This is a genomic window from Methylobacterium nonmethylotrophicum, assembly GCF_004745635.1.
In the GTDB taxonomy this organism is placed as follows: Bacteria; Pseudomonadota; Alphaproteobacteria; order Rhizobiales; family Beijerinckiaceae; genus Methylobacterium; species Methylobacterium nonmethylotrophicum.
In genome coordinates this window covers 29,222-47,809 of record NZ_SRLB01000001.1, presented here as the reverse complement: position 1 = coordinate 47,809, position 18,588 = coordinate 29,222, and the positions used below count along the sequence as shown (strand labels likewise).

The following is an 18,588-nucleotide window of genomic DNA, read 5'->3' as shown; positions in this document are numbered from 1 at the left end:
ACCCTCAAACCTCATCCTGAGGTGCCCGCGTAGCGGGCCTCGAAGGAGGGCTCCAGGCGGCGCTGCGATCCCTGGCGCCCTCCTTCGAGGCTGCTGCAAGCAGCAGCACCTCAGGATGAGGTCGCGGGTGAGAGGGGCTGACGCTACCTCGAAACCCCGCTGTCGTGTACCCGTGCATGCAATTCTGCTTAGCCGCCCCGGGGACGATCCGTCCGGGTCGCCCCGTTGAGATCACGCCCCGCGGGCGTCCCGCGCCCGGGCGAAGCTGCGCCGGCCCATCCAGCCGATGCCGGCCGCCATGGCGCCGACGCCGATGAGGGTGCCCAGGTCGCCGAAGAGCCCGGCTGCGAGCGCCGCGAAGCCCCAGATCAGCGCGAAGAACCAGCAGACGAGGCCGCGGAGGTAATGGCCCCCGGTCCGGGCCAGCGCGGCGCCGCTGGCGGCGGTCGCCCGCAGCTCCTGCGCCCGGCGCGCGAGCGGATCGGGGCGCAGGAGATGCGCCGGGGGCTTCTGGATCACCATGCGGCCCTCTGCCCCTTGAGGGCGGCGAGGCGCCCGGCGATCGCGGCGCTGCGCTGCAGGGCGTCGATCTCGGCGACGCCGGCCGCGGCCCCTGCGTCGGTCCGCGGCGGGGCGGCTTCCGCCATCACCCGCGCGAAGGCCTGCTCGGCCGCCTCGATCCGGCGCTCCGCCTCGCCCGCCGGATGCGGTCCCGCCGCCTCCGGCACGGCGGCCTCGCGCCGGGCGGCGAGATACGCCGACAGCGCGTCCTCCATCAGCGCCTTGCGCGCCCGGAGCGCGGCCACGCCCGCATCGAGGCGCGCCTCCTCCTGGCGCGCCTCCTCCTGCAGGGCGGCGAGGGTCCGGGCATGGGCCTCGAAGTCGAGCTGCTGCGACAGGGCCGCCTCGGCGAGGTCGTCGCGGCCGCTGTCGACCGCGAACCGCGCCTTCTCGGCCAAGCCCTCGACCCGCTTCGCCAGCAGGACCTGCTGGCGCGCGGCCTGGAGGCGGCGCGCCATGACCGCGTCGCGCTCGGTCACGACCTCGTCGACGGCGCGGTCCGCCTCGCGGATCGCCTCGCGCATCACCGCCTCGCCGCCGGCCTTCTCGAGACGATCGACCGAGTCTTCGGCCGCAGCCGAGACAATGCGCGCGATGCGGTTAAGGATCGACTCAGCCATTCGATGCTCCGATCAAGTCATGGTATGCATGTACATTTCCGACATTAAGTCCAGCTTAATGCGACCGCGATACAACCGGTCTCATAAAATTGTCTGCATCGGCCTCGTCTGCAGACAGTCGAACAGAACCCGCGGGGAAGGCCATGTCATCGACCATCTTGCTGATCGCGCTCGCCGGACTCGTCGTCCTGCCGGTCTTCGCCGTCGTGGCGACCTACAATCGCCTGGTCGCCCTCGACCAGCGCTGCGAGACCGCCTTCGCCGACATCGACGTGCACCTGAAGCACCGCCAGAACCTGATCCCCAACCTCGTCGAGACGGTGCGGGGCTTCGCGCGCCACGAGCACGAGATCCTGCTCGGCGTCGCCCGGGCCCAGGCCGAGGCGGCGGCGGCAATCGCCCCCGAGGCGCGGCTGAAGGCCGAGCGGGACCTGACGCAGAGCATCACCAGCCTGATCGGGGTGGCCGAGCGCTACCCCGAGCTTCTCGCCTCGGGCCATTTCTGCGCCCTGCGCGACGAGCTCGTCGGCGCGGAGAACCGCATCACGGCGGCGCGCCGCTTCTACAACCTCGCCGTCGGCGAGTACGGCGCGACCCTGCGCCAGTTCCCCGGCAGCCTTGTCGCCCGCCACCGCAATCTCGAGCCCCGGACGCCGTTCGACCTCGGCCTCGAGCGCGTCCTCATCGACGAGCCCAGCGCCGTCAAGCTGTGAGGGCGCCATGGTCCTGAGGGTCAACGGCCTCTTCGGCTGGGTACGGGCCAACGACCGGCGCTCGATCGCGCTGTTCGGCGGCCTGATCCTGGCGATCAATGTCGGGGCGGCGTTGTTCCTGCTCCTGCCGCTCCTTGCCGTCGATCCCGACCACGCGCCCGTCACGGCTTGGGGCGGCTACGCGCGGCGCTACGTGCCGCTCGTCACGCTCGCGGCGGGCGCGGTCTTCGCCCTGCACCTGATGCGGCACGTCCGGTCGGTGCAGCGGCTGACCGGCTTCGCCTTCGTGGACGATGCCGACGAGCCGCGGCTCTGCCGCCTCGTCGAGCCGCTCGCCATCGGCATGGGGCTGCCGGCCCCCTATGTCGGGGTGATCGAGGCGCGGGCGCTCAACGCCTTCGCGTGCGGCCTCGGCCGCCGGGACGCCGTCGTGGTGGTCACCCGCGGGCTGATCGACGCCCTCGACGACGAGGAGCTCGCCGCCGTGCTGGCCCACGAGCTCGCCCACATCGTCAACGGCGACATCCGCCTCCTGGCCGCCGCCGATGCCGGCCTGCGCCTGGTCGGCTGGCTGGCGCGGCCGCCGGCGGCGCGGCGCCAGCAGGTCGGGGCGCTGCTCTCCCTGCCGGTGATCATGGCGGTGCTGCCGCCGCTGTTCGTGTTCATCCTGATCGCCGGCATCTGCGGGCAGGCGGCGATCCGCGGCAGCCGGCTGATCCGGCTCATGATCTCCTCCTCGCGCGAGTTCATCGCCGATGCCTGCGCGGTCGAGGCGACGCAGAACCCGGCGGCGCTCGTCTCGGCGCTCCGGCGGATCGACGGCCGCAGCCGGCTCAACCACCTGCCGCCCGGCCAGGATGCGATGATGATCGACGGCGCCAGCGAGGGCGGGTTCGCGACCCACCCCACCATCGCCCGGCGCATCGCGGTGATCGTCGCGGTCACCGGGTCGATGGCCCTGAACGCGCCGAAGCGGCGCGACACCCGCAGCCCGGACCAGCGCGACCGCGCCGCCTGCGCGATCCGCACCGGCGTGTTCGGGGCGGCGCCCCCCGCCTCCGAGCGCGGGACGCCGGATCTCGTCGATCCCGGCGACGCGCGCAACTGGCTCGGCTTCACGCCGGTCATGACCCTGGGCGCGGTGCTCGCCGTCGCGGTGTTCCTCGGCATGCACCGGCACGACCTGCACCGTCCGGCCGCGCTCGCCGCCGCCCTCGACCCGCGTCCGGCCGGCATCCTGCTCGCGGTGGTGGGACGCGAGTTCGTCTGCAACGCCGCCTTCAGCTCTGTCGGCCTGGCCCTGCGGGCGACGGGCCTCGACAGGCCGGTCGGATGCGACGCCGCGCCGGCCCGGGACCTCGCGGCGGCCCAGACGTCGGGATCGGTGGGCAGGTTCCTGGCGGCGCTCACGGAGCCTCCCGCCGGTCTGTCCATGCACCCGAACGGGACCTTCGGCAGCGCGCCGTCGCCCGCGACGGAGGCGGAGACCGTGCGGACCCGGCGCTGCTTCCGGACGAAGGGCTACGCGCGAGGGGACGGGGGGCTGCACGCGGTCGACGCGCCGCCCCGCCGCGACGGGGCCTTCGACATCGGCCGCTGGCTGGCCGGCGCCGAGGCCCAGGCCGTCCAGACGGCGGCGGCGGGCCCCGAGGCCGGCGACAGGCCGCTCGACGACTATCTCTCGAGCCGCAAGTCCATCGTCCACGCGGTCGACCGGTATTTCGGCGAGCCGGGCCTCGCGATGATGCGCCGGTCCTTCGCGTCCCCGTCGCACCAGCGGGCGATCGGGCGCCTGCGCGAGCGCCTCGGCGATCCGCGCTGGGCCGCGGGCCTGCCGCCGGTCAGGCGGGCGGAGTTCACCCTGCTGGCGAACAGCCCCGAGGACTTCGTGACCTGCTCCGCCCGCGACCGGATGGACCGGAAGGCGACCGTACCGCCGACGTGAGCGTCCGGCTAAGCATCATTCGCCGAAGCGGTCACCGGTTCGGCGGTGAGAATGATGCAAAAACAAGGAGCTAAGCAGAGTTGCGCCATGCGGCTCTGCTTAGCCCTCCCCGCCCCCCGGTAGCATCCGCCGCAGCGTCCCGTCCCGCCGCACCAGGTGGTGGTGCAGGGCCGCCGCGACGTGCAGCGCGACGAGGGCGACCAGCGTGAAGGCCGCGACCTGGTGCACCTTCAGAATCGCCTCGCCGACCGGCATGCCGCCGGAGATCGGCAGGGTGAGGGGAAGCGTGAAGTACAGCATGACGGGGGCGCAGCAGGCCGAGGTGCCGGCCCAGCCGAGGATCGGCACCAGCACGATCAGCGCGTAGAGCGCGAGGTGCGAGGTCCGGGCCGCCCGGCGCTGCCAGGCCGGCAGGCCGTCGACCAGCGGCGGGGCGCCGCGGGAGGCGCGCACCAGGAGGCGGGCCAGCGCCAGCGCCAGCACGGTCAGCCCGAACGACTTGTGCCATTCGTAGAGCGCGTTCTTCAGCCCGCCGTCCGGCAGGTTCGCCATGGCGAGCGCGATCGGCACCAGGGCGAAGATCAGGATCGCGATGATCCAGTGCAGGACCTTCTGGGATGGAGCGTAGCGGCGCGGCGTCATGTAGCCTCACTCCCGGGGTGTATGGACGTCCTGGACAATCGCGAAAGGTTGATCGAGGAATCCGCGGCGAAGCGGGGCCGGACGCACCACATGCGGTCCGGCGTCGAACCGTGGCGCTTTCCCCCCACCGTTTCTTCCTTACGGTTCACGGCCCGACGCGACGGCGCCGGGCCGCCTCTCTCAGGGTCGATGATGTCGGTCACGATGCAGAGTCACAGTCTAGACCCGGCCGCGGGCCGGGAACAGGTCGAAGTCGAGCGGGCGCTGATGGAGGTCCGCGCCGGACGCCCCGTGCTGCTGCGCGGCCGCGATCCCGTGCTGGCCCTCTCCGCCGAAGCCCTCGACGCGGACAGGGAGATCGCCCTGGCGGCGCTGGCGGGCACCGGCGCACGCCTCGTCCTGCCGGGGCCGCGCCTGCGCCGCCTCGGCCTGCCCGAACGGGTGGAAGCCGGCGCCGTCGCCCTGCCGGTGATCGACGCCGCGCGGATCGAGGCCCTGGCCCTGCGCCTCGACGGGCGGATCGACGCACCCGTCGCGCCGGCCTCCCCCGGCGACGAGGCGGCGCTTGCCCTGATGGCCCTCGCGCAGGTGCTGCCGGCCGTCCTGGTGGTGCCGGGCGAGGCCGCGCCCCCCGGCACCCTGAGCGTCGCCGCGGAGGCGGTCGCCCGCTACCCGGCCCGGCAGGCCGCGTCCCTGCATCCGGTCAGCCGGGCGCCGGTGCCGCTCGCGAGCGCGCCGGAGAGCGAGTTCGTGGTCTTCCGCGGCGGCGAGGGCCTGCGCGACCAGGTCGCGGTGGTGATCGGCCGGCCTGACCTGTCCGGGCCGGTAGCGGTGCGGCTGCACTCGGCCTGCCTGACCGGCGACCTGTTCGGCTCGCTCAAGTGCGATTGCGGCGACCAGCTGCGCGGCACCGCCGGCTGGATGGCGCAGCATGGCGGCGGCATCGTGCTCTACCTCGACCAGGAGGGCCGCGGGAACGGGCTCGCCAACAAGATCCGCGCCTACGACCTCCAGGCCCGCGGGCTCGACACCTACGAGGCCGACGAGGCCCTGGGCTTCGGCCTCGACCAGCGCCGGTTCGACTTCGCGGCGGCGATGCTGAAGGCGCTCGGGGTCAGCCAGGTGCGCCTTCTCAGCAACAATCCCGAGAAGGCCGCGAGCCTCGAGGCCGCCGGGCTCACGGTGGTCGACACCCAGCGGGCGCTCGGCCGGGTCACGCCGGAGAACATCCGCTATCTCACCGCCAAGCGCGACCGGGCCGGCCACGCCCTCGACCTCGACGCCTTCGCGTGCCTCGACGCGTGATCGTCGACGCGTGATCGCCGCGCGGGCACCGTGCGTCGGGGCCCGGCCGCTGTGGCCCTCAGGGACGTTCGCTGATAGCTAGGCTCAGGGCGGCCGGCACCCGCCCGGCCCCGTTTGGACGATCGATACGGGAGATCGAACGATGAAGGGTGACGCCAAGGTCGTCGAGTACCTCAACCGCGGCCTGCGCAGCGAGCTGACCGCGGTGAGCCAGTACTGGCTCCACTTCCGGATGCTCAACGACTGGGGTTACATCGATCTCGCCAAGTTCTGGCGCAAGGAATCGATCGAGGAGATGAACCACGCCGACCGGTTCGTCGACCGGATCCTGTTCCTCGAGGGATTCCCGAACCTGCAGGAGCTGGACCCGCTGCGGATCGGCCAGAACGTCCAGGAGATCATCGAGTGCGACCTCTCCGCCGAGGTCGATGCCCGCAGCCTCTACCTCGAGGCCGCGAAGTACTGCGACTCGATCAACGACCGGGTCTCGAAGCAGCTGTTCGAGGACCTGGCCGCCGACGAGGAAGGCCATATCGACTTCCTGGAGACCCAGCTCGAGTTGATCCGCCAGGTTGGCCTGCCGCTCTACGCCCAGCGCCATATCGGCGGCCTGGAGAAGATCGAGCCCGAGGTCGAATAATCGTCCCGGACCTTACGGGGAGCGGGGCCGCCTCACGCGGCCTCCTCCTTCAGTTCCTTCAGCGTGCAGGCCGCGCCGCAGGTCGTGGTGCAGGCGGCGTGCGCCTCGGCGAGCGCGCGGTCGAGGATGCCCCGGATCGTGCGGGCGCAGCGGCCGCATTTCGGGCTGCAGCCGAGGCAGGCATAGACCTGGGCCGGCGTGCGCGGGCAGGCCGGGCCGGGATTGAGGCACGCGCGGACCTGGCCGTCGGAGAGCACGTTGCAGGAACAGACGATCATGCGGGGACTGAGGCATCCGGTGCGCGGAGCGCCGCCGGATCGCGCCGGTGGGCCGCTCGCAGATTAGAACTTTTGAAAACTACAACATAATCAACAAGTTACCGTTCGGGCGGCGATTCGGCAAGCCGTCGCGACCCGGCCCCGACAGGGCATCGCGCCGCAGTCTGCCGATGCGGCGCCGGCCTGCGAAGACTGAGGAAACCACAAGGCCATTTGCCGGTTGCCTGCGGGAAACCGTCCGTCTATCCGGTGCTGTTCCGCAAGGTCCGGCGCGTTTCCGAGCCGGCCGCAACGATCAGCCATGACCAGCCACCACGAAAGCGGGAAGACGAGACCGGCCGGCCGCGGCGCCTCCCTCGTGGCCGGCGACCCTGGGTCGGATCTCGCCGACGCGGCCCGCCTCGCCCGGATCGTCTGCGGCGCCGCCTTCGCGCTGGTCCATCGGCCGGAGGCGCCGCTCGCCGGACCCGCTCCGCCCGGGCTCGATCCGGACGAGGCCGTGGCGCTCGGTGCGCTCGCCCTCGCGGCGCCGGGGCTTGTCGTCATCCCGAACCTGGCGCGGGATCCGCGCACCGCCGGCCTGTCCGCGGTGGCCGGCCCGGCACGCCTGCGCTTCTACGCCGGCCTTGCCCTGTCCGACGCGGACGGCCCACCCCTCGGCGCCCTCTGCGTGCTCGATCCGGAGGCCCGGGCGGGCGGGCTGACGGACCGCGAGGCCGAGGCCCTCAAGACCCTGGCGGGCCAGGCCGCGCGGGAGCTCGGGCTCGCCCGCGCCCTCGCGGAGACGAGGGCCGACCGCGACGGCCTGCGCAGCATCACCGAATCGGCGCCGGCCCTGATGGCCGCCCTCGACCGCGACGAGGTCTGCCGCTTCGCCAACGGCAATTTTTCGCGATGGTACGGCCTGACGCCGGCCGAGGCCGTCGGGCGCCCGCTGCGCGCCATCGTCGGCGAGGCCTTCTACGCCGTGCGCCGCCCGCTCCTCGCCCGGGCCTTCGCGGGCGAGACCGTGTCCTTCGAGACGCCGCATCCCGGCGACGACGGGCGCCATGCCCTGGTGCGCTACGTGCCCCATCGCGGGCCCGACGGCGCGGTGCTCGACCTGCACCTCCTCGGCGTCGACATCACCGCCGAGAAGGCCGCGCGGGCGGCCCTCGCCGACAGCGCCCTGAAGTTCCGGGCGATCGCCGAATCGATGCCCCAGATGGTCTGGTCGACGCTGCCGGACGGCTACCACGACTACTACAACCCGCGCTGGTACGAGTTCACCGGCATGCCCGAGGGCTCGACCGACGGCGAGGGCTGGAACGCGATCTTCCACCCGGGCGAGCAGCAGGAGGCCTGGCGGCGCTGGCGCCGCTCGCTCGCCACCGGCGAGCCCTACGAGATCGAGTACCGCCTGCGCCGGCACGACGGGGTCTACCGCTGGGTGCTCGGCCGGGCGGTGCCGATCCGCGATCCCGAGACCGGGGCGATCGAGCGCTGGTTCGGCACCTGCACCGACATCGACGACCAGGTGCGGGCCCGCGAGACCCTGGCCCGCAGCCGCGAGGAACTGGAAGCGCAGGTCGCCGAGCGCACCGCGGCTCTGGCCGAGGCCAATGCACGGCTCACCGCCGAGATGGAGGAGCGCGCCCGGATCGAGGAGGCCCTACGCCAGTCGCAGAAGATGGAGGCGGTGGGCCAGCTCACCGGCGGCATCGCCCACGACTTCAACAACCTGCTCACCGGCATCGTCGGCTCGCTCGACCTGATGCAGACCCGCATCAACGAGGGCCGTACGCAGAACCTGACCCGCTATGCCGGCCTCGCCATGGCCTCGGCCCAGCGCGCCGCCGCGCTCACCCACCGGCTGCTCGCCTTCTCGCGCCGCCAGCCCCTCGAGGCCCGGGCGGTCGACGCAAACCGGCTGATGAGCGCCATGGACGAGCTCCTGCGCCGCAGCTTGGGCGAGCGGGTGCAGCTCGAAGTGGTGGTGGCGGGGGGCCTGTGGCTGACGCTCTGCGACCCCAACCAGCTCGAGAACGCGATCCTCAACCTCGCGATCAACGCCCGCGACGCGATGCCGGAGGGCGGGCGGCTGACCATCGAGACCGCCAACGCCCATCTCGACGACGCCTATGCGTCGCGCGAGATCGGGGTGCGGGCCGGCCAGTACGTCTGCGTGAGCGTGACCGATACGGGCAGCGGTATGCCGCCGGACGTGATCGCCCGGGCCTTCGACCCGTTCTTCACCACGAAGCCGCTGGGCCAGGGCACGGGCCTCGGGCTCTCGATGATCTACGGCTTCGCCAAGCAGTCCGACGGGCACGTGCGGATCTATTCCGAGGTCGGTACCGGCACGACGGTGAAGCTCTACCTGCCGCGGCATCTCGGACAGGCCGCGGACGAGCCGGGGGAGACGGCGGCGGGCCTGCCGGCGCCGCGGGCCGAGCGGGGCGAGACCGTGCTGGTGGTGGAGGACGACGCCACCGTCCGGGCGCTCGTCGGCGAGACCCTGACCGAGCTCGGCTACCGGGTGATCGAGGCGCCCGACGGCCGGACCGGCCTGCGCATCCTCCAGGCGCCGGGGCGGATCGATCTCGTCGTCACCGATGTCGGCCTGCCGGGCCTCAACGGCCGCCGGATGGTCGACGAGGCCCTGGCGGGGCGGCCCGGCCTGCGGGTGCTGTTCATCACGGGCTATGCCGAGAACGCCGCCTTCGGCAACGGCCACCTCGCGCCCAGCATGCGGATGATCACCAAGCCCTTCGCCATCGAGGCCTTCGCCGCCAAGGTCCGGGCGATGATCGAGCCGGGGCCGGCGTGAGGCGCGGACCCCACGCCCGCGGGCTTTCCGACGAACCGGGCCGGCGAGGCTTTCTCCCACGGGTTGCTTTACGATAAGATCGCGTCCCAGCCAGGACGGGGCCGCCGGGCCGCCGCCTTCGCCAAAGACGCGGATCGCCTCCTTGCCCCAGCCGCCGCTCCGCGTCTTCCTGGCCCTCGGTCTCGGGGTCGCGGGCCTGGTGGCGACCCTGGTGCTCGCCCTGGTGGCGTCCCGGGTGGCGAGCCAGCGGCTCGAGGCGCGCATCGAGGCCGAGCTCGCCGACCTCGCCGAGCACATGGCCGGACAGCTCGACCGCGGCCTGTTCGAGCGCTGGCGCGACATGGTGATCCTGGCCGAGAACGACACGATCCGGGACCCGGCCGCCCCGGTCGAGCGCAAGCGCCGGGTGATGCGGCGGGCCCAGGAGACCTACTCGGACTACGCCATCATCGGGCTGATCGACGCCGCGGGCCGCATCGAGGCGACCAGCACCGGGGCGCTCGAGGGGATCGACGTCGCGCACCGGGACTACTTCACCAGGGGCCGCCACGGCCCCTTCGTGGGCGACGTGCACGACGCCCTGCTGCTCGCCGCGCTGAAGCCCGGTCACGACCCGGCCGACCCGCCCCGGGTGCTCGACATCGCGGCCCCGGTGCGGGCCGATGACGGACGCCTCGTCGGCGTGGTCTCGGGTCACCTCGACTGGGCCTGGGCCCGGGGCGTCGAGGCCTCCTTGCGCGAGACCTCGGCCGGCCAGCGCGACGTTACCGCCCTGGTGCTCGCCCGGGACGGCACCGTGCTGCTCGGCCCCGACGCGTTGCGCCGCACGACCCTGCCGGCGGCGCTGCCGAGCGTCGCCGCCGCCAGGGCCGGGCGCGCCGGCACCGAGACGGAGACCTGGCCGGACGGGCGGCGCTACCTCACCGGCTACCGGCCGACCCGGGGCTACCGCGACTATCCGGGCCTCGGCTGGACCGTGCTGGTGCGCCAGGATGCCGGCACCGCCTTCGCGTCGGTGGCGGACCTGCGCCGGCAGATCCTGCTCTGGGGCCTCGTCGTCGCCACCCTGGCGGCGGGGTTCGGCTGGTTCGCCGCCGGCCTGCTCGCGCGGCCGCTGCGCCGCCTCGCGGTCGCGGCCGCCGCCCTCGGCCGGGGCGCGCCGGTCGAGGCGCCGGCCTCCGCCGTGCGGGAGGCGCAGGCGATCAGCCACGCCCTGACCGCCGCCGCCGCCGCGCTGCAGCGCCAGGAGGCGGAGCGCCGGGCGGCCGATGCGCGCCAGGAGCTGCTGATCCACGAGCTGAACCACCGGGTGAAGAACACCCTCGCCACCGTGCAGTCGATGGCGCGCCAGACCGCCCGCAGCGCCGCCTCCCTCGCCGACTTCACCGGCAGCTTCGAGGCCCGGCTGCTGGCGATGTCCCAGACCCACAACGTCCTCACCGCCAATCACTGGGAGGGGGCGGGTCTGCGCGGCATCCTCTCGGCCGAACTCGAGCCCTATTCGAGCGGGCGGGCCGACCGCATCCGCCTCGACGGGCCGCCGGTCTCCCTCACCCCCGCGATGGCCCTGCCCCTCGGGATGGCGATCCACGAGCTCGCCACCAACGCGGCGAAGTACGGCGCGCTCTCGGCCGAGGCCGGCCAGGTGGCGGTGGAGTGGCGGGTCGGGCCTGGGGCGCTGGAACTGCGCTGGCGCGAGAGCGGCGGGCCCCGGGTCGTGCCGCCGACCCGGACCGGATTCGGCACCCGCCTGATCCGCGCCAGCCTGGAGCGGGAGCTCGCCGGCGAGGTCCGGTTCGATTTCGCCGAGGGCGGTCTCGCCTGCCTGATCGCGGTGCCCCTCGCGGTCCGGACCGAGGCGGCCTGACCCCGCTACCGGCCGTAGGGGTAGCAGCGGCTGCGCTCGAGCGGGATGCCGAGATGCGCGGCCAGCACCCGGATCGCCTCGGCGTGCTCGACGTAAGGGTCGCGGTTGCCGACGCCGACGATGATCGGGCAGCCGGCGCCCGAGGGCACCATCGCGGTGGCGAGCCCGTTGCCCTCCGGGTCGCGCAGGGTGAAGAATCGCGGCATGGTCCGGCGCAAATGCGCCTTGAGGCCGATCTGCTGCTCGATGAAGGGGCCGGAGGGCGGCACGTAGGACGCCTCGGCCCGGGCCATGGCCTGCCGGAAGTGCTTCTCGACGGCGTGGCCCATCAGGGCCGATTCCCGGATCGCCTCCGCCTCGGTGTCGATCCGGAACCAGGTCTTTCCGCCTGGAACGTCGCAGACGTAGTCCATCGCTCTCCTCGACGGCCTGCCCGGGCCGCGGCCCGCTCCCTCATCTTAAGACCGAAAAGGCCGGTTTTGAAGCGCCGGTGCGGCTCTAAGCCCTTGTGACAACGGGTGTCCGCGGGCGGCCGACCGCGTCACGGCTCGCGCAATGCGTCACGCCCCCGCGGGGTGATGCGCCAGGCCGCCGAGGCGCTGCCCGGAAGCGCGCCGGGCTCTTCGCCCAGGAAGGTCAGGTGGCCGTCATTCTCCAGCGCGCAGAGCCGGCTGTGGTCGCCGGGCCAGGCCCGGTCCGGCTCGCGGCGCAGGGTGATGCGGCCCTCCTCGGCGAGGGCGGCCCGGCTCAGGAGGCGGCGGCGGTGATCGATCATCGCGTCGGATCCTCGGGTTGGGTCGGCCGCGCGGACGAAGCCCGGGAGGCCGTTGGGCCGCCCGGCGGCGCGGCCGGCAGGACGCGGGACGCGCGTCCGGATGGGACGAAGCCGCCCGCGCCCGGGATCACGGCCCGCGGCAGGGGAGGCGTGGTGCCGCTCATGCGGCATCGACGATCGCGCGCGTCGCCGTCCGACGGCGCGTTGGCGGCCGGGCACGCGTCGCGTGCCGGCCGGCACGGCCAAGCTTAGCAGTCCGTCACCGGGACGCAACCCACGCGGGTTCGCGGCGGTGCCGGACCGGCGCGAACCGGGCGCGCATCGGTTTCCGTGAGATCAGCCGCCGCCCGTGAGGAACAGGCCGGCCTGCGTCCAGCCGCCGAGGAGGTCGGCGCCCGCCAGGGCGAGGCCCGCGGCCAGGAGGGCGATGCCGAACGCGATATGGCCGAGCGCCTCGAGGGGGCGCCAGCCGGAGTGGCGAAGCTGCGCGTACATGGCCGGCTCACTGCGCCGGTATGGTTAACAAATCGTGACCGCCTCCGATGCCGGCCGGCGTGCCCGGACGGCGGCCAAGCAGAACGTGGATCCGTCTGACCAGGACGGTCCGGATCAGGCTTCCCGCACAGCAATCGGGGGCGAGAGACGCACAAACCGCCAGCAATGTCTCGATGTTCGAACAGCCGCACCGATGCCGGCAATTGACACCTCGTCCAAATCGGCGAAGCATGACCATGCCTCTTCACGCCGATGCGATGGCAGGCGACGAGTGACGAGGCAGGGTGATGGTCCGGCCGGAAGAGCATGGGGAGAGCCTATGGCGAGGATCCGCGCATGGCCGCCTGGTCGGTTGGCCCTCGCATGCTGCGCCGCATGGATGCTCGTGACCGAGCCGGCGCGCGCCGACGAGACCTGCCAGTCGCCCTACATGGCGAAGATCACCGGCCTCGAGGACTTCGTCTACGTCTGGACGCTCGGGGTCGAGGGGCTCGGCGACGGGTCGGACAAGCTCGTGACGGTCGATGCGCGTGAGGCCTCCCCCACCTTCGGCAAGCCGATCCATGCCGCGTCGGTGGGCGGCCGGCACGAGGCGCATCACGGCGGCTTCACCGACGACCGGCGCCAGTTCTGGGCCGCCGGCCTGTCGGACAGCAGGATCTTCATCTTCGACGTCGCCAGCGAGCCGGCGAAACCCCGGCTCGTCAAGGTGATCGACGACTTCGTCGAGAGGAGCGGCGGCGCGGCCGGGCCGCACGGCGCCTACGCGCTGCCCGGCCGCATGCTGATCCCGAGCCTGTCGAACCGGGACGGCACCGGCCGGGCGGCCCTCGTCGAGTATTCGAACGAGGGCGACTACGTCGCGACGCACTGGCTGCCCACCGAGGCCGCGCCGAACGGCGCGCGGATCGAGGCTACGGCCGACGGCTACGGCTACGACGCCCGCGTGTTGCCGCGCCGCAACGTCATGCTGACCTCGTCCTTCACCGGGCGCGAGAACTACATGCGCCCCCTCGGCGACCTGATGAAGGACGGCGAGGCGATGAAGCGGTTCGGCCAGACGATGGTGGTGTGGGACTTCCACGCCCGCCAGCCCCGCACCGTGCTGAGCGTGCCCGGCGTGCCGCTGGAGATCCGCTGGGCCTGGGGGCCGCAGCACACTTACGCGTTCACCTCGACCGCGCTCACCGCGAAGCTCTGGCTCGTGCGCGAGGACGCGCACGGGGCCTGGAGCGCCAAGCCGGTGGCCGATATCGGCGACCCGTCGACGCTGCCGGTGCCCGTCGACATCAGCCTCTCGGCCGATGACCGCACCCTGTTCGTCGACACCTTCATGGACGGCACCACCCGCGTCTTCGACGTCTCCGATCCCGACAGGCCGCGGCAGATCTACGAGAAGAAGATCGGCGCGCAGCTCAACATGGTCTCGCAGAGCTGGGACGGCAAACGGATCTACTATACCAGCTCGCTCCTGGCGAACTGGGACAAGACCGGGGTGGAGAACGAGCAGTTCCTGAAGGCCTATACCTGGAACGGCCGTGAGCTGGCGGCGCGCTTCGCGATCGACTTCACGGCCGAGCGGCTCGGGCGCCCGCACATGATGGCGTTCGGCGCCGCCGCGCTCTACGCGCCGTGACGCCGATGCGACCCGCCGCTCTCCTCGGCCTCGCGGCGCTGGCCCTCGGTGCCGCCGCCCGCGCCCATGACGGTCACGCGCCGCGGCCCGAGGCGGCGGCCGGCTTCCCGATCCCGCCGCCGGGGAGCTACCGCCTGCCGCCGATCAAGCCGGCGGGGGGAGGCGCCGTCCTCGACGAGGCCGGCAGGAGCCGGGACCTTTTGGGCCGGGACCTTCCGGGTGACACGCCCGGCATCACCGTGCTGGCGCTCATCTACACGCGCTGCGGCGACGTCTGCCCGCTCGCCAGCGCGGGCATGGCCCGGCTTCAGGACCTCGCCGCGACGGATCCGGCCGTGGCGCGCCGGATGCGCCTCGTCACGCTGAGCTTCGATCCCGAGCACGACACGCCGGAGGTGATGCGCAGCTTCGCGGCCGCCTGGCGCTCCGCCGATCCCGCCGCGCCCGCCTGGGCCTTCCTCACGACGCCGGGCCGGGACGCGCTCGCGCCGATCCTCGCGGCCTACGGGCAGCGGGTCGATGCCCGTCCGGGCGGGACGCTGAACCACGTCTTCCGCGCCTTCCTGATCGATACCGGGGGCCGGGTGCGCAACATCTACAGCCTCGACGTCTTCGAGCCTTCGCTGATTCTCACCGACATCCGCACGCTCCTTCTCGAAGACGCCGGCTCCGGGGGTGCGCGGGGCCGCTGAACGGGGGCGTCCGGGGCGAGGGGCGCGCAAAGCCATGGTCACGCTCGCGCTCGATCCGCGCCGCTCGCTCTTCGCGAAGTACTGCGTCGTCCTGTTCGCGGCGGTGGCGCTGCCCCTGTTCGCCAGTGGCGGCCTGGAGGCGTGGCTCGGTTACCGTGACCGGCGCGACCAGCTGCACGCTTTGCTCGGCCTGGAGGCGCGCGACGCGGCCTTCCGCATCGAGGGCTTCATCGACACCATCCGCACGCAGCTCGGCTGGATGGTGCAGCTGCCCTGGACGCCCCCCGCGGAGGAGCGCCAGCGGCTCGACGCCCTGCGCCTGCTGCGGCAGGTGCCGGCCGTCGCGCAGCTGACCCTCGTCGATGGGGACGGTCGCGAGCGGCTGCAGGTCTCGCGCGTCAGCCTCAACCGCGCCGGGAGCGGCGTGGACCGCTCCGCCGATCCGGCGGTGGCGGGGGCCCGGATGGCCCAGTCCCGGACGGCCGAGTCCAGGCTTGCCGAATCCACGACGGCCCGGGCCTGGTACGGTCCGGTGATCGACCACCGCGGCTCCGAGCCCTTCATGACCGTGGCGGTGGCGGGCAACCGCGCCTCCGTCGGCGTGGCCGTGGCGGAGGTCAACCTGAAGCTCATCCGGGACGTCGTCTCGGGCATCCGCGTCGGCGAGACGGGGCAGGCCTTCGTGCTCGACGGCCCGGGCCGCCTCATCGCCCATCCCGACCTCAGCCTCGTGCTGCGCGGGGCCGACGACCCGGCGGCCCGTGCCCTCGCGGCGTTGCGCGCGGTCGTGCGTGCGGCCGGGGGCGCCGCGACGGGCGTGGACGCCGCCGGCCGCGGCGTGATCGCGGCGGCGGCCACGATTCCCGGCCTCGACTGGACGGTGGTGGTGATGCAGCCCGCCGCGGAAGCGTTCGGGCCGATCGTGCGGGCGCTCCTGCGCACCGGCGCGCTGATCCTCCTCGGTCTCCTGCTCGCCGGCGCCCTCGCCTACGGGCTGGCGCGCCGCATGACCGGCCCGATCCGGCTGCTCGAGCACGGCACGCAGCGGATCGGGGCGGGGGATTTCGCGCACCGCATCGCCATCGCCTCGGCGGACGAGCTCGGCCGGCTCGCCGCGCGCTTCAACGCCATGGCGGGCGAGCTCGCCCTGTCGCAGGAGCGGCAGGAGCGCATCGCGCGGCTGCGGCGCTTCCTCGCCCCGCAGGTCGCCGAGCTGGTCGACCGGTGCGGGGACGACGGCGTGCTCGACGGGCGGCGTCTCGAGGTGGCGGTGATCTTCGGCGACCTGCGCGGCTTCACCGCCTTCTCGGCCGGCTCCCCGCCCGAGGTGGTGATCGCGGTGCTGGGCGAGTACTTCGCGGCCTTGGGGAACGCGATCACGGCGCACGGCGCCACCCTGGTCACCTTCACGGGCGACGGCCTGATGGCCCTGGTGAACGCCCCCGTGCCGACCCCGGATCCCGGTCCGACCGCCGTGCGGCTCGCCCTCGCCATGCAGGAGGCGGTCCGGCCGCTGGCGGACGGGTGGGACGCCGAGGGCTTCCGCCTCGGCTTCGGAGTCGGCGCCGCGATGGGACCCGCGACCGTCGGGCGGATCGGCTACGAGGGCCGGTCCGACTACACGGCGATCGGCCCCGCGGTGAACCTCGCCGCTCGCCTCTGCGCCGCGGCCGCGGACGCGCAGATCCTGATCGACATAAGCCTCGCCGAGGCCGTCCGCGGGCGATGCGCCGTCACGGCGCTGGGCACGCTGCCGCTGAAGGGGCTCGCGGACGAGGTTCCGGTCTTCGGGATCGCGCGGGAACCGTGAGGCCCGCCCTCACTCGAGGACCGTGTCGGCGGCGCTGAGGAGCGCCGGCGGGACGATCACGCCGAGGGCATCGGCGGCCTTGAGGTTCACGAACAGCTCGACCTTCGTGACGAGCTGCACCGGCAGGTCGGAGGGCCGCTCGCCCTTGAGGATCCGGCCGGCATAGAGGCCGGCGAGCCGGTGCGTCTGCGTGAAGTCGCCGCCATAGCTCATCAGGCCGCCCGCGAGGGGGAAGTCCCGCGTCTGCGTGACGGCCGGCACGGCGTGGCGGATTGCGAGGGCGGCGAGCAGCCGGCTGCGCAGGGCGAAGTAGGGATCGGAGGTGAAGACGAGGCCCCCCGGCCGCCGCGCGGCCGCGGCCTCGACGATCGGCGCGAAATCCGCCTCGCTGGCGACCGGCGAGGCCCGGATCTGCACGCCCAGGGCCTCGGCGGCCTCGTGCAGGGAGCGCAGCTGCGAGGGCGCGGTCGGGCTCGTCGGGTTGAACGCCACCGCGAAGGCCGCGGCGGCCGGCACGGCCTCGTGCAGGAATTCCAGCCGTTTTCGCGAGACCTCCACGCTCAGGCTGGACACGCCCGTCACGTTGCCGCGCGGGCGCGCCAGATCCTGCACCACCCCGAGCGCGACCGGATCCCCGCCCATCTCGAAGACGATCGGGATCGTCGCGGTGGCGGCCTTCGCGGCGAGCGCAACCGGCGCACCGCCGGGCGCCGCCAGGACTGCGACCCGGCGCTCGACCAGGTCCCGGGCGAGCCCGGGCAGCCGCTCGTAGCGCCCCTCGGCCCAGCGGAAGTCGATCGCGACGTCCCGTCCCTCGACGAACCCCGCCTCGGCCAGGCCTTCGCGGAAGGCGGCGAGCCGGCTGGCATAGGGGTCGGGCGCTTCGAGGCCGAGATAGCCGATGACGGGCAGGGCCTTCCGCGGCTGCGCACCGGCGACGCGCGGAACGGCGGCCGTCCCGGCGAGCCAGGCGAGCACGTCCCGGCGCGTCGCCCGCGGGGCGGTGAGGCCTCCCCTGTCGAATCGCCATCGCGCCGTCATCGCAGGGCATCCGAGAAGATCCGATCGGCGAGCCGGAGCATAGCCGCCTTTCCTCGGCCCGGCGACCGGCCGGATCCCGAAGAGGACCGGGCGTCCTCGAGAATGACGAGACGGGCGGGCCCGGCATCGCCGCGATTCCCGCTCCGATGGGGGACGGCGCCGAACTGCGCCGCGGAATCCGGCAAGGCCGGGTGGGCCGGCATCGGGAGGCCGTGCGAGCAGGACGTCGAGCGACCCGAGCTGCGGGAGAGAGGAGACCGGTCATCGCAGCGGATGCGTCGCCGCAGCGCGCCCGGCCCCCGGCGACGGAGATCAAGGCCGGTCATCCTCTGTCCTGGATCCGAGGTGACCGGCGGGTGGATCGGGAGCGGGAGCGCCAGGGCGTATCGGGATCAGCCGGTGAGGCAGGCGGGATCGTGCAGAGGCAGGCGTTCAGACCGTGACAGGCTGCGAAGCCGAACAGCGGTTGCTCCAGACCGGGGACACGCTCGCCCCACAGGCGGACACTGCTTTTTCTGACAAGGGACGCCAGCGAAAGTCACAAAGTCCGCATCTCATCATGTCGCCCGCAGTATATCAAAATCACCGTCTGGTCAATCATCATAGCTGGACTCATATTGACAGTCGAGCTAAGATCGTTTGTGGATCTAGATTGGAGGGTTTTTTAAAAATTAGTCGGAACAACAAGAAAAGATAGCAAGATATATGGGTGTGGATCTGCAAAACCTGCTGTAAGGGCAATCGATCTTACATTCCAGC

The 18,588-nt window shown here is 72.9% G+C and carries 17 protein-coding genes; 9 read left to right on the top strand and 8 right to left on the bottom strand.

Annotated features, from left to right (window positions below; all coding sequences use genetic code 11):
• Positions 1-231: 231 nt before the first annotated feature.
• Complete coding sequence (locus EU555_RS00225) at positions 232-522, bottom strand: hypothetical protein (RefSeq protein ID WP_135412447.1); 291 nt, start codon at positions 520-522, stop codon at positions 232-234.
• A complete protein-coding gene (locus EU555_RS00220; protein WP_135412446.1) occupies positions 516-1,181 on the bottom strand; it encodes a PspA/IM30 family protein in 666 nt (221 codons plus the stop codon). The genes EU555_RS00225 and EU555_RS00220 overlap by 7 nt, the downstream gene beginning before the upstream one ends.
• A 143-nt stretch (positions 1,182-1,324) precedes the next feature.
• Here EU555_RS00220 and EU555_RS00215 point away from each other — a divergent pair, with 143 nt between their 5' ends.
• Both EU555_RS00215 and EU555_RS00210 read left to right on the top strand, forming a co-directional pair.
• Positions 1,325-1,894, top strand: a complete 570-nt coding sequence (locus EU555_RS00215) for a LemA family protein (protein ID WP_135412445.1) — start codon at positions 1,325-1,327, stop codon at positions 1,892-1,894.
• Positions 1,895-1,901: 7 nt separating this feature from the next.
• Positions 1,902-3,839, top strand: coding sequence for a M48 family metalloprotease (locus tag EU555_RS00210; protein WP_135412444.1), 1,938 nt, complete (start codon positions 1,902-1,904; stop codon positions 3,837-3,839).
• Positions 3,840-3,938: 99 nt separating this feature from the next.
• Here EU555_RS00210 and EU555_RS00205 read toward each other — a convergent pair whose 3' ends face one another.
• A complete protein-coding gene (locus tag EU555_RS00205) occupies positions 3,939-4,481 on the bottom strand; it encodes a cytochrome b (RefSeq protein ID WP_135412443.1) in 543 nt (180 codons plus the stop codon).
• Positions 4,482-4,685: 204 nt separating this feature from the next.
• Between EU555_RS00205 and ribA the strand changes: the two genes are divergently transcribed.
• A complete protein-coding gene (gene ribA / locus EU555_RS00200) occupies positions 4,686-5,786 on the top strand; it encodes a GTP cyclohydrolase II RibA (RefSeq protein WP_245524067.1) in 1,101 nt (366 codons plus the stop codon).
• A 142-nt stretch (positions 5,787-5,928) separates the two neighbouring features.
• Positions 5,929-6,426 carry a bacterioferritin gene (gene bfr, locus EU555_RS00195; protein ID WP_135412442.1) on the top strand — a complete coding sequence of 166 codons (498 nt, stop codon included), beginning with the start codon at positions 5,929-5,931 and terminating at the stop codon, positions 6,424-6,426.
• A 32-nt stretch (positions 6,427-6,458) separates the two neighbouring features.
• Here bfr and EU555_RS00190 read toward each other — a convergent pair whose 3' ends face one another.
• Positions 6,459-6,704, bottom strand: a complete 246-nt coding sequence (locus EU555_RS00190) for a (2Fe-2S)-binding protein (protein WP_135412441.1) — start codon at positions 6,702-6,704, stop codon at positions 6,459-6,461.
• Between the two features lie 358 nt (positions 6,705-7,062).
• Between EU555_RS00190 and EU555_RS00185 the strand changes: the two genes are divergently transcribed.
• A complete protein-coding gene (locus EU555_RS00185) occupies positions 7,063-9,513 on the top strand; it encodes a PAS domain-containing protein (RefSeq protein WP_245524096.1) in 2,451 nt (816 codons plus the stop codon).
• Positions 9,514-9,655: 142 nt separating this feature from the next.
• Positions 9,656-11,380, top strand: a complete 1,725-nt coding sequence (locus tag EU555_RS00180; protein ID WP_135412439.1) for a sensor histidine kinase — start codon at positions 9,656-9,658, stop codon at positions 11,378-11,380.
• Positions 11,381-11,385: 5 nt separating this feature from the next.
• Here the strand turns inward: EU555_RS00180 and EU555_RS00175 are convergent, their stop codons facing one another.
• From EU555_RS00175 to EU555_RS35975, 3 genes are all read right to left on the bottom strand, one after another.
• Entirely contained in the window at positions 11,386-11,793 is a 408-nt protein-coding gene (locus EU555_RS00175) for a hypothetical protein (protein ID WP_135412438.1), read from the bottom strand.
• Between the two features lie 128 nt (positions 11,794-11,921).
• Positions 11,922-12,155, bottom strand: coding sequence for a hypothetical protein (locus tag EU555_RS00170; RefSeq protein ID WP_135412437.1), 234 nt, complete (start codon positions 12,153-12,155; stop codon positions 11,922-11,924).
• 336 nt (positions 12,156-12,491) lie between these two features.
• Positions 12,492-12,650 carry a hypothetical protein gene (locus EU555_RS35975; protein ID WP_167858402.1) on the bottom strand — a complete coding sequence of 53 codons (159 nt, stop codon included), beginning with the start codon at positions 12,648-12,650 and terminating at the stop codon, positions 12,492-12,494.
• Positions 12,651-12,969: 319 nt separating this feature from the next.
• Between EU555_RS35975 and mtoX the strand changes: the two genes are divergently transcribed.
• From mtoX to EU555_RS00155, 3 genes are read left to right on the top strand one after another with little or no spacing between them, the layout of a single operon-like run.
• On the top strand, positions 12,970-14,286 hold the full coding sequence (gene mtoX, locus EU555_RS00165; RefSeq protein ID WP_135412436.1) for a methanethiol oxidase: 1,317 nt from the start codon (positions 12,970-12,972) through the stop codon (positions 14,284-14,286).
• 5 nt (positions 14,287-14,291) lie between these two features.
• Positions 14,292-14,978 (top strand): SCO family protein, encoded by a 687-nt coding sequence (locus tag EU555_RS00160; protein ID WP_135412435.1) that lies wholly within the window; start codon positions 14,292-14,294, stop codon positions 14,976-14,978.
• A gap of 34 nt (positions 14,979-15,012) precedes the next feature.
• Positions 15,013-16,788 carry a cache domain-containing protein gene (locus EU555_RS00155; protein ID WP_135412434.1) on the top strand — a complete coding sequence of 592 codons (1,776 nt, stop codon included), beginning with the start codon at positions 15,013-15,015 and terminating at the stop codon, positions 16,786-16,788.
• Between the two features lie 9 nt (positions 16,789-16,797).
• Here the strand turns inward: EU555_RS00155 and EU555_RS00150 are convergent, their stop codons facing one another.
• A complete protein-coding gene (locus tag EU555_RS00150) occupies positions 16,798-17,829 on the bottom strand; it encodes an ABC transporter substrate-binding protein (RefSeq protein WP_135412433.1) in 1,032 nt (343 codons plus the stop codon).
• Positions 17,830-18,588: the final 759 nt, after the last annotated feature.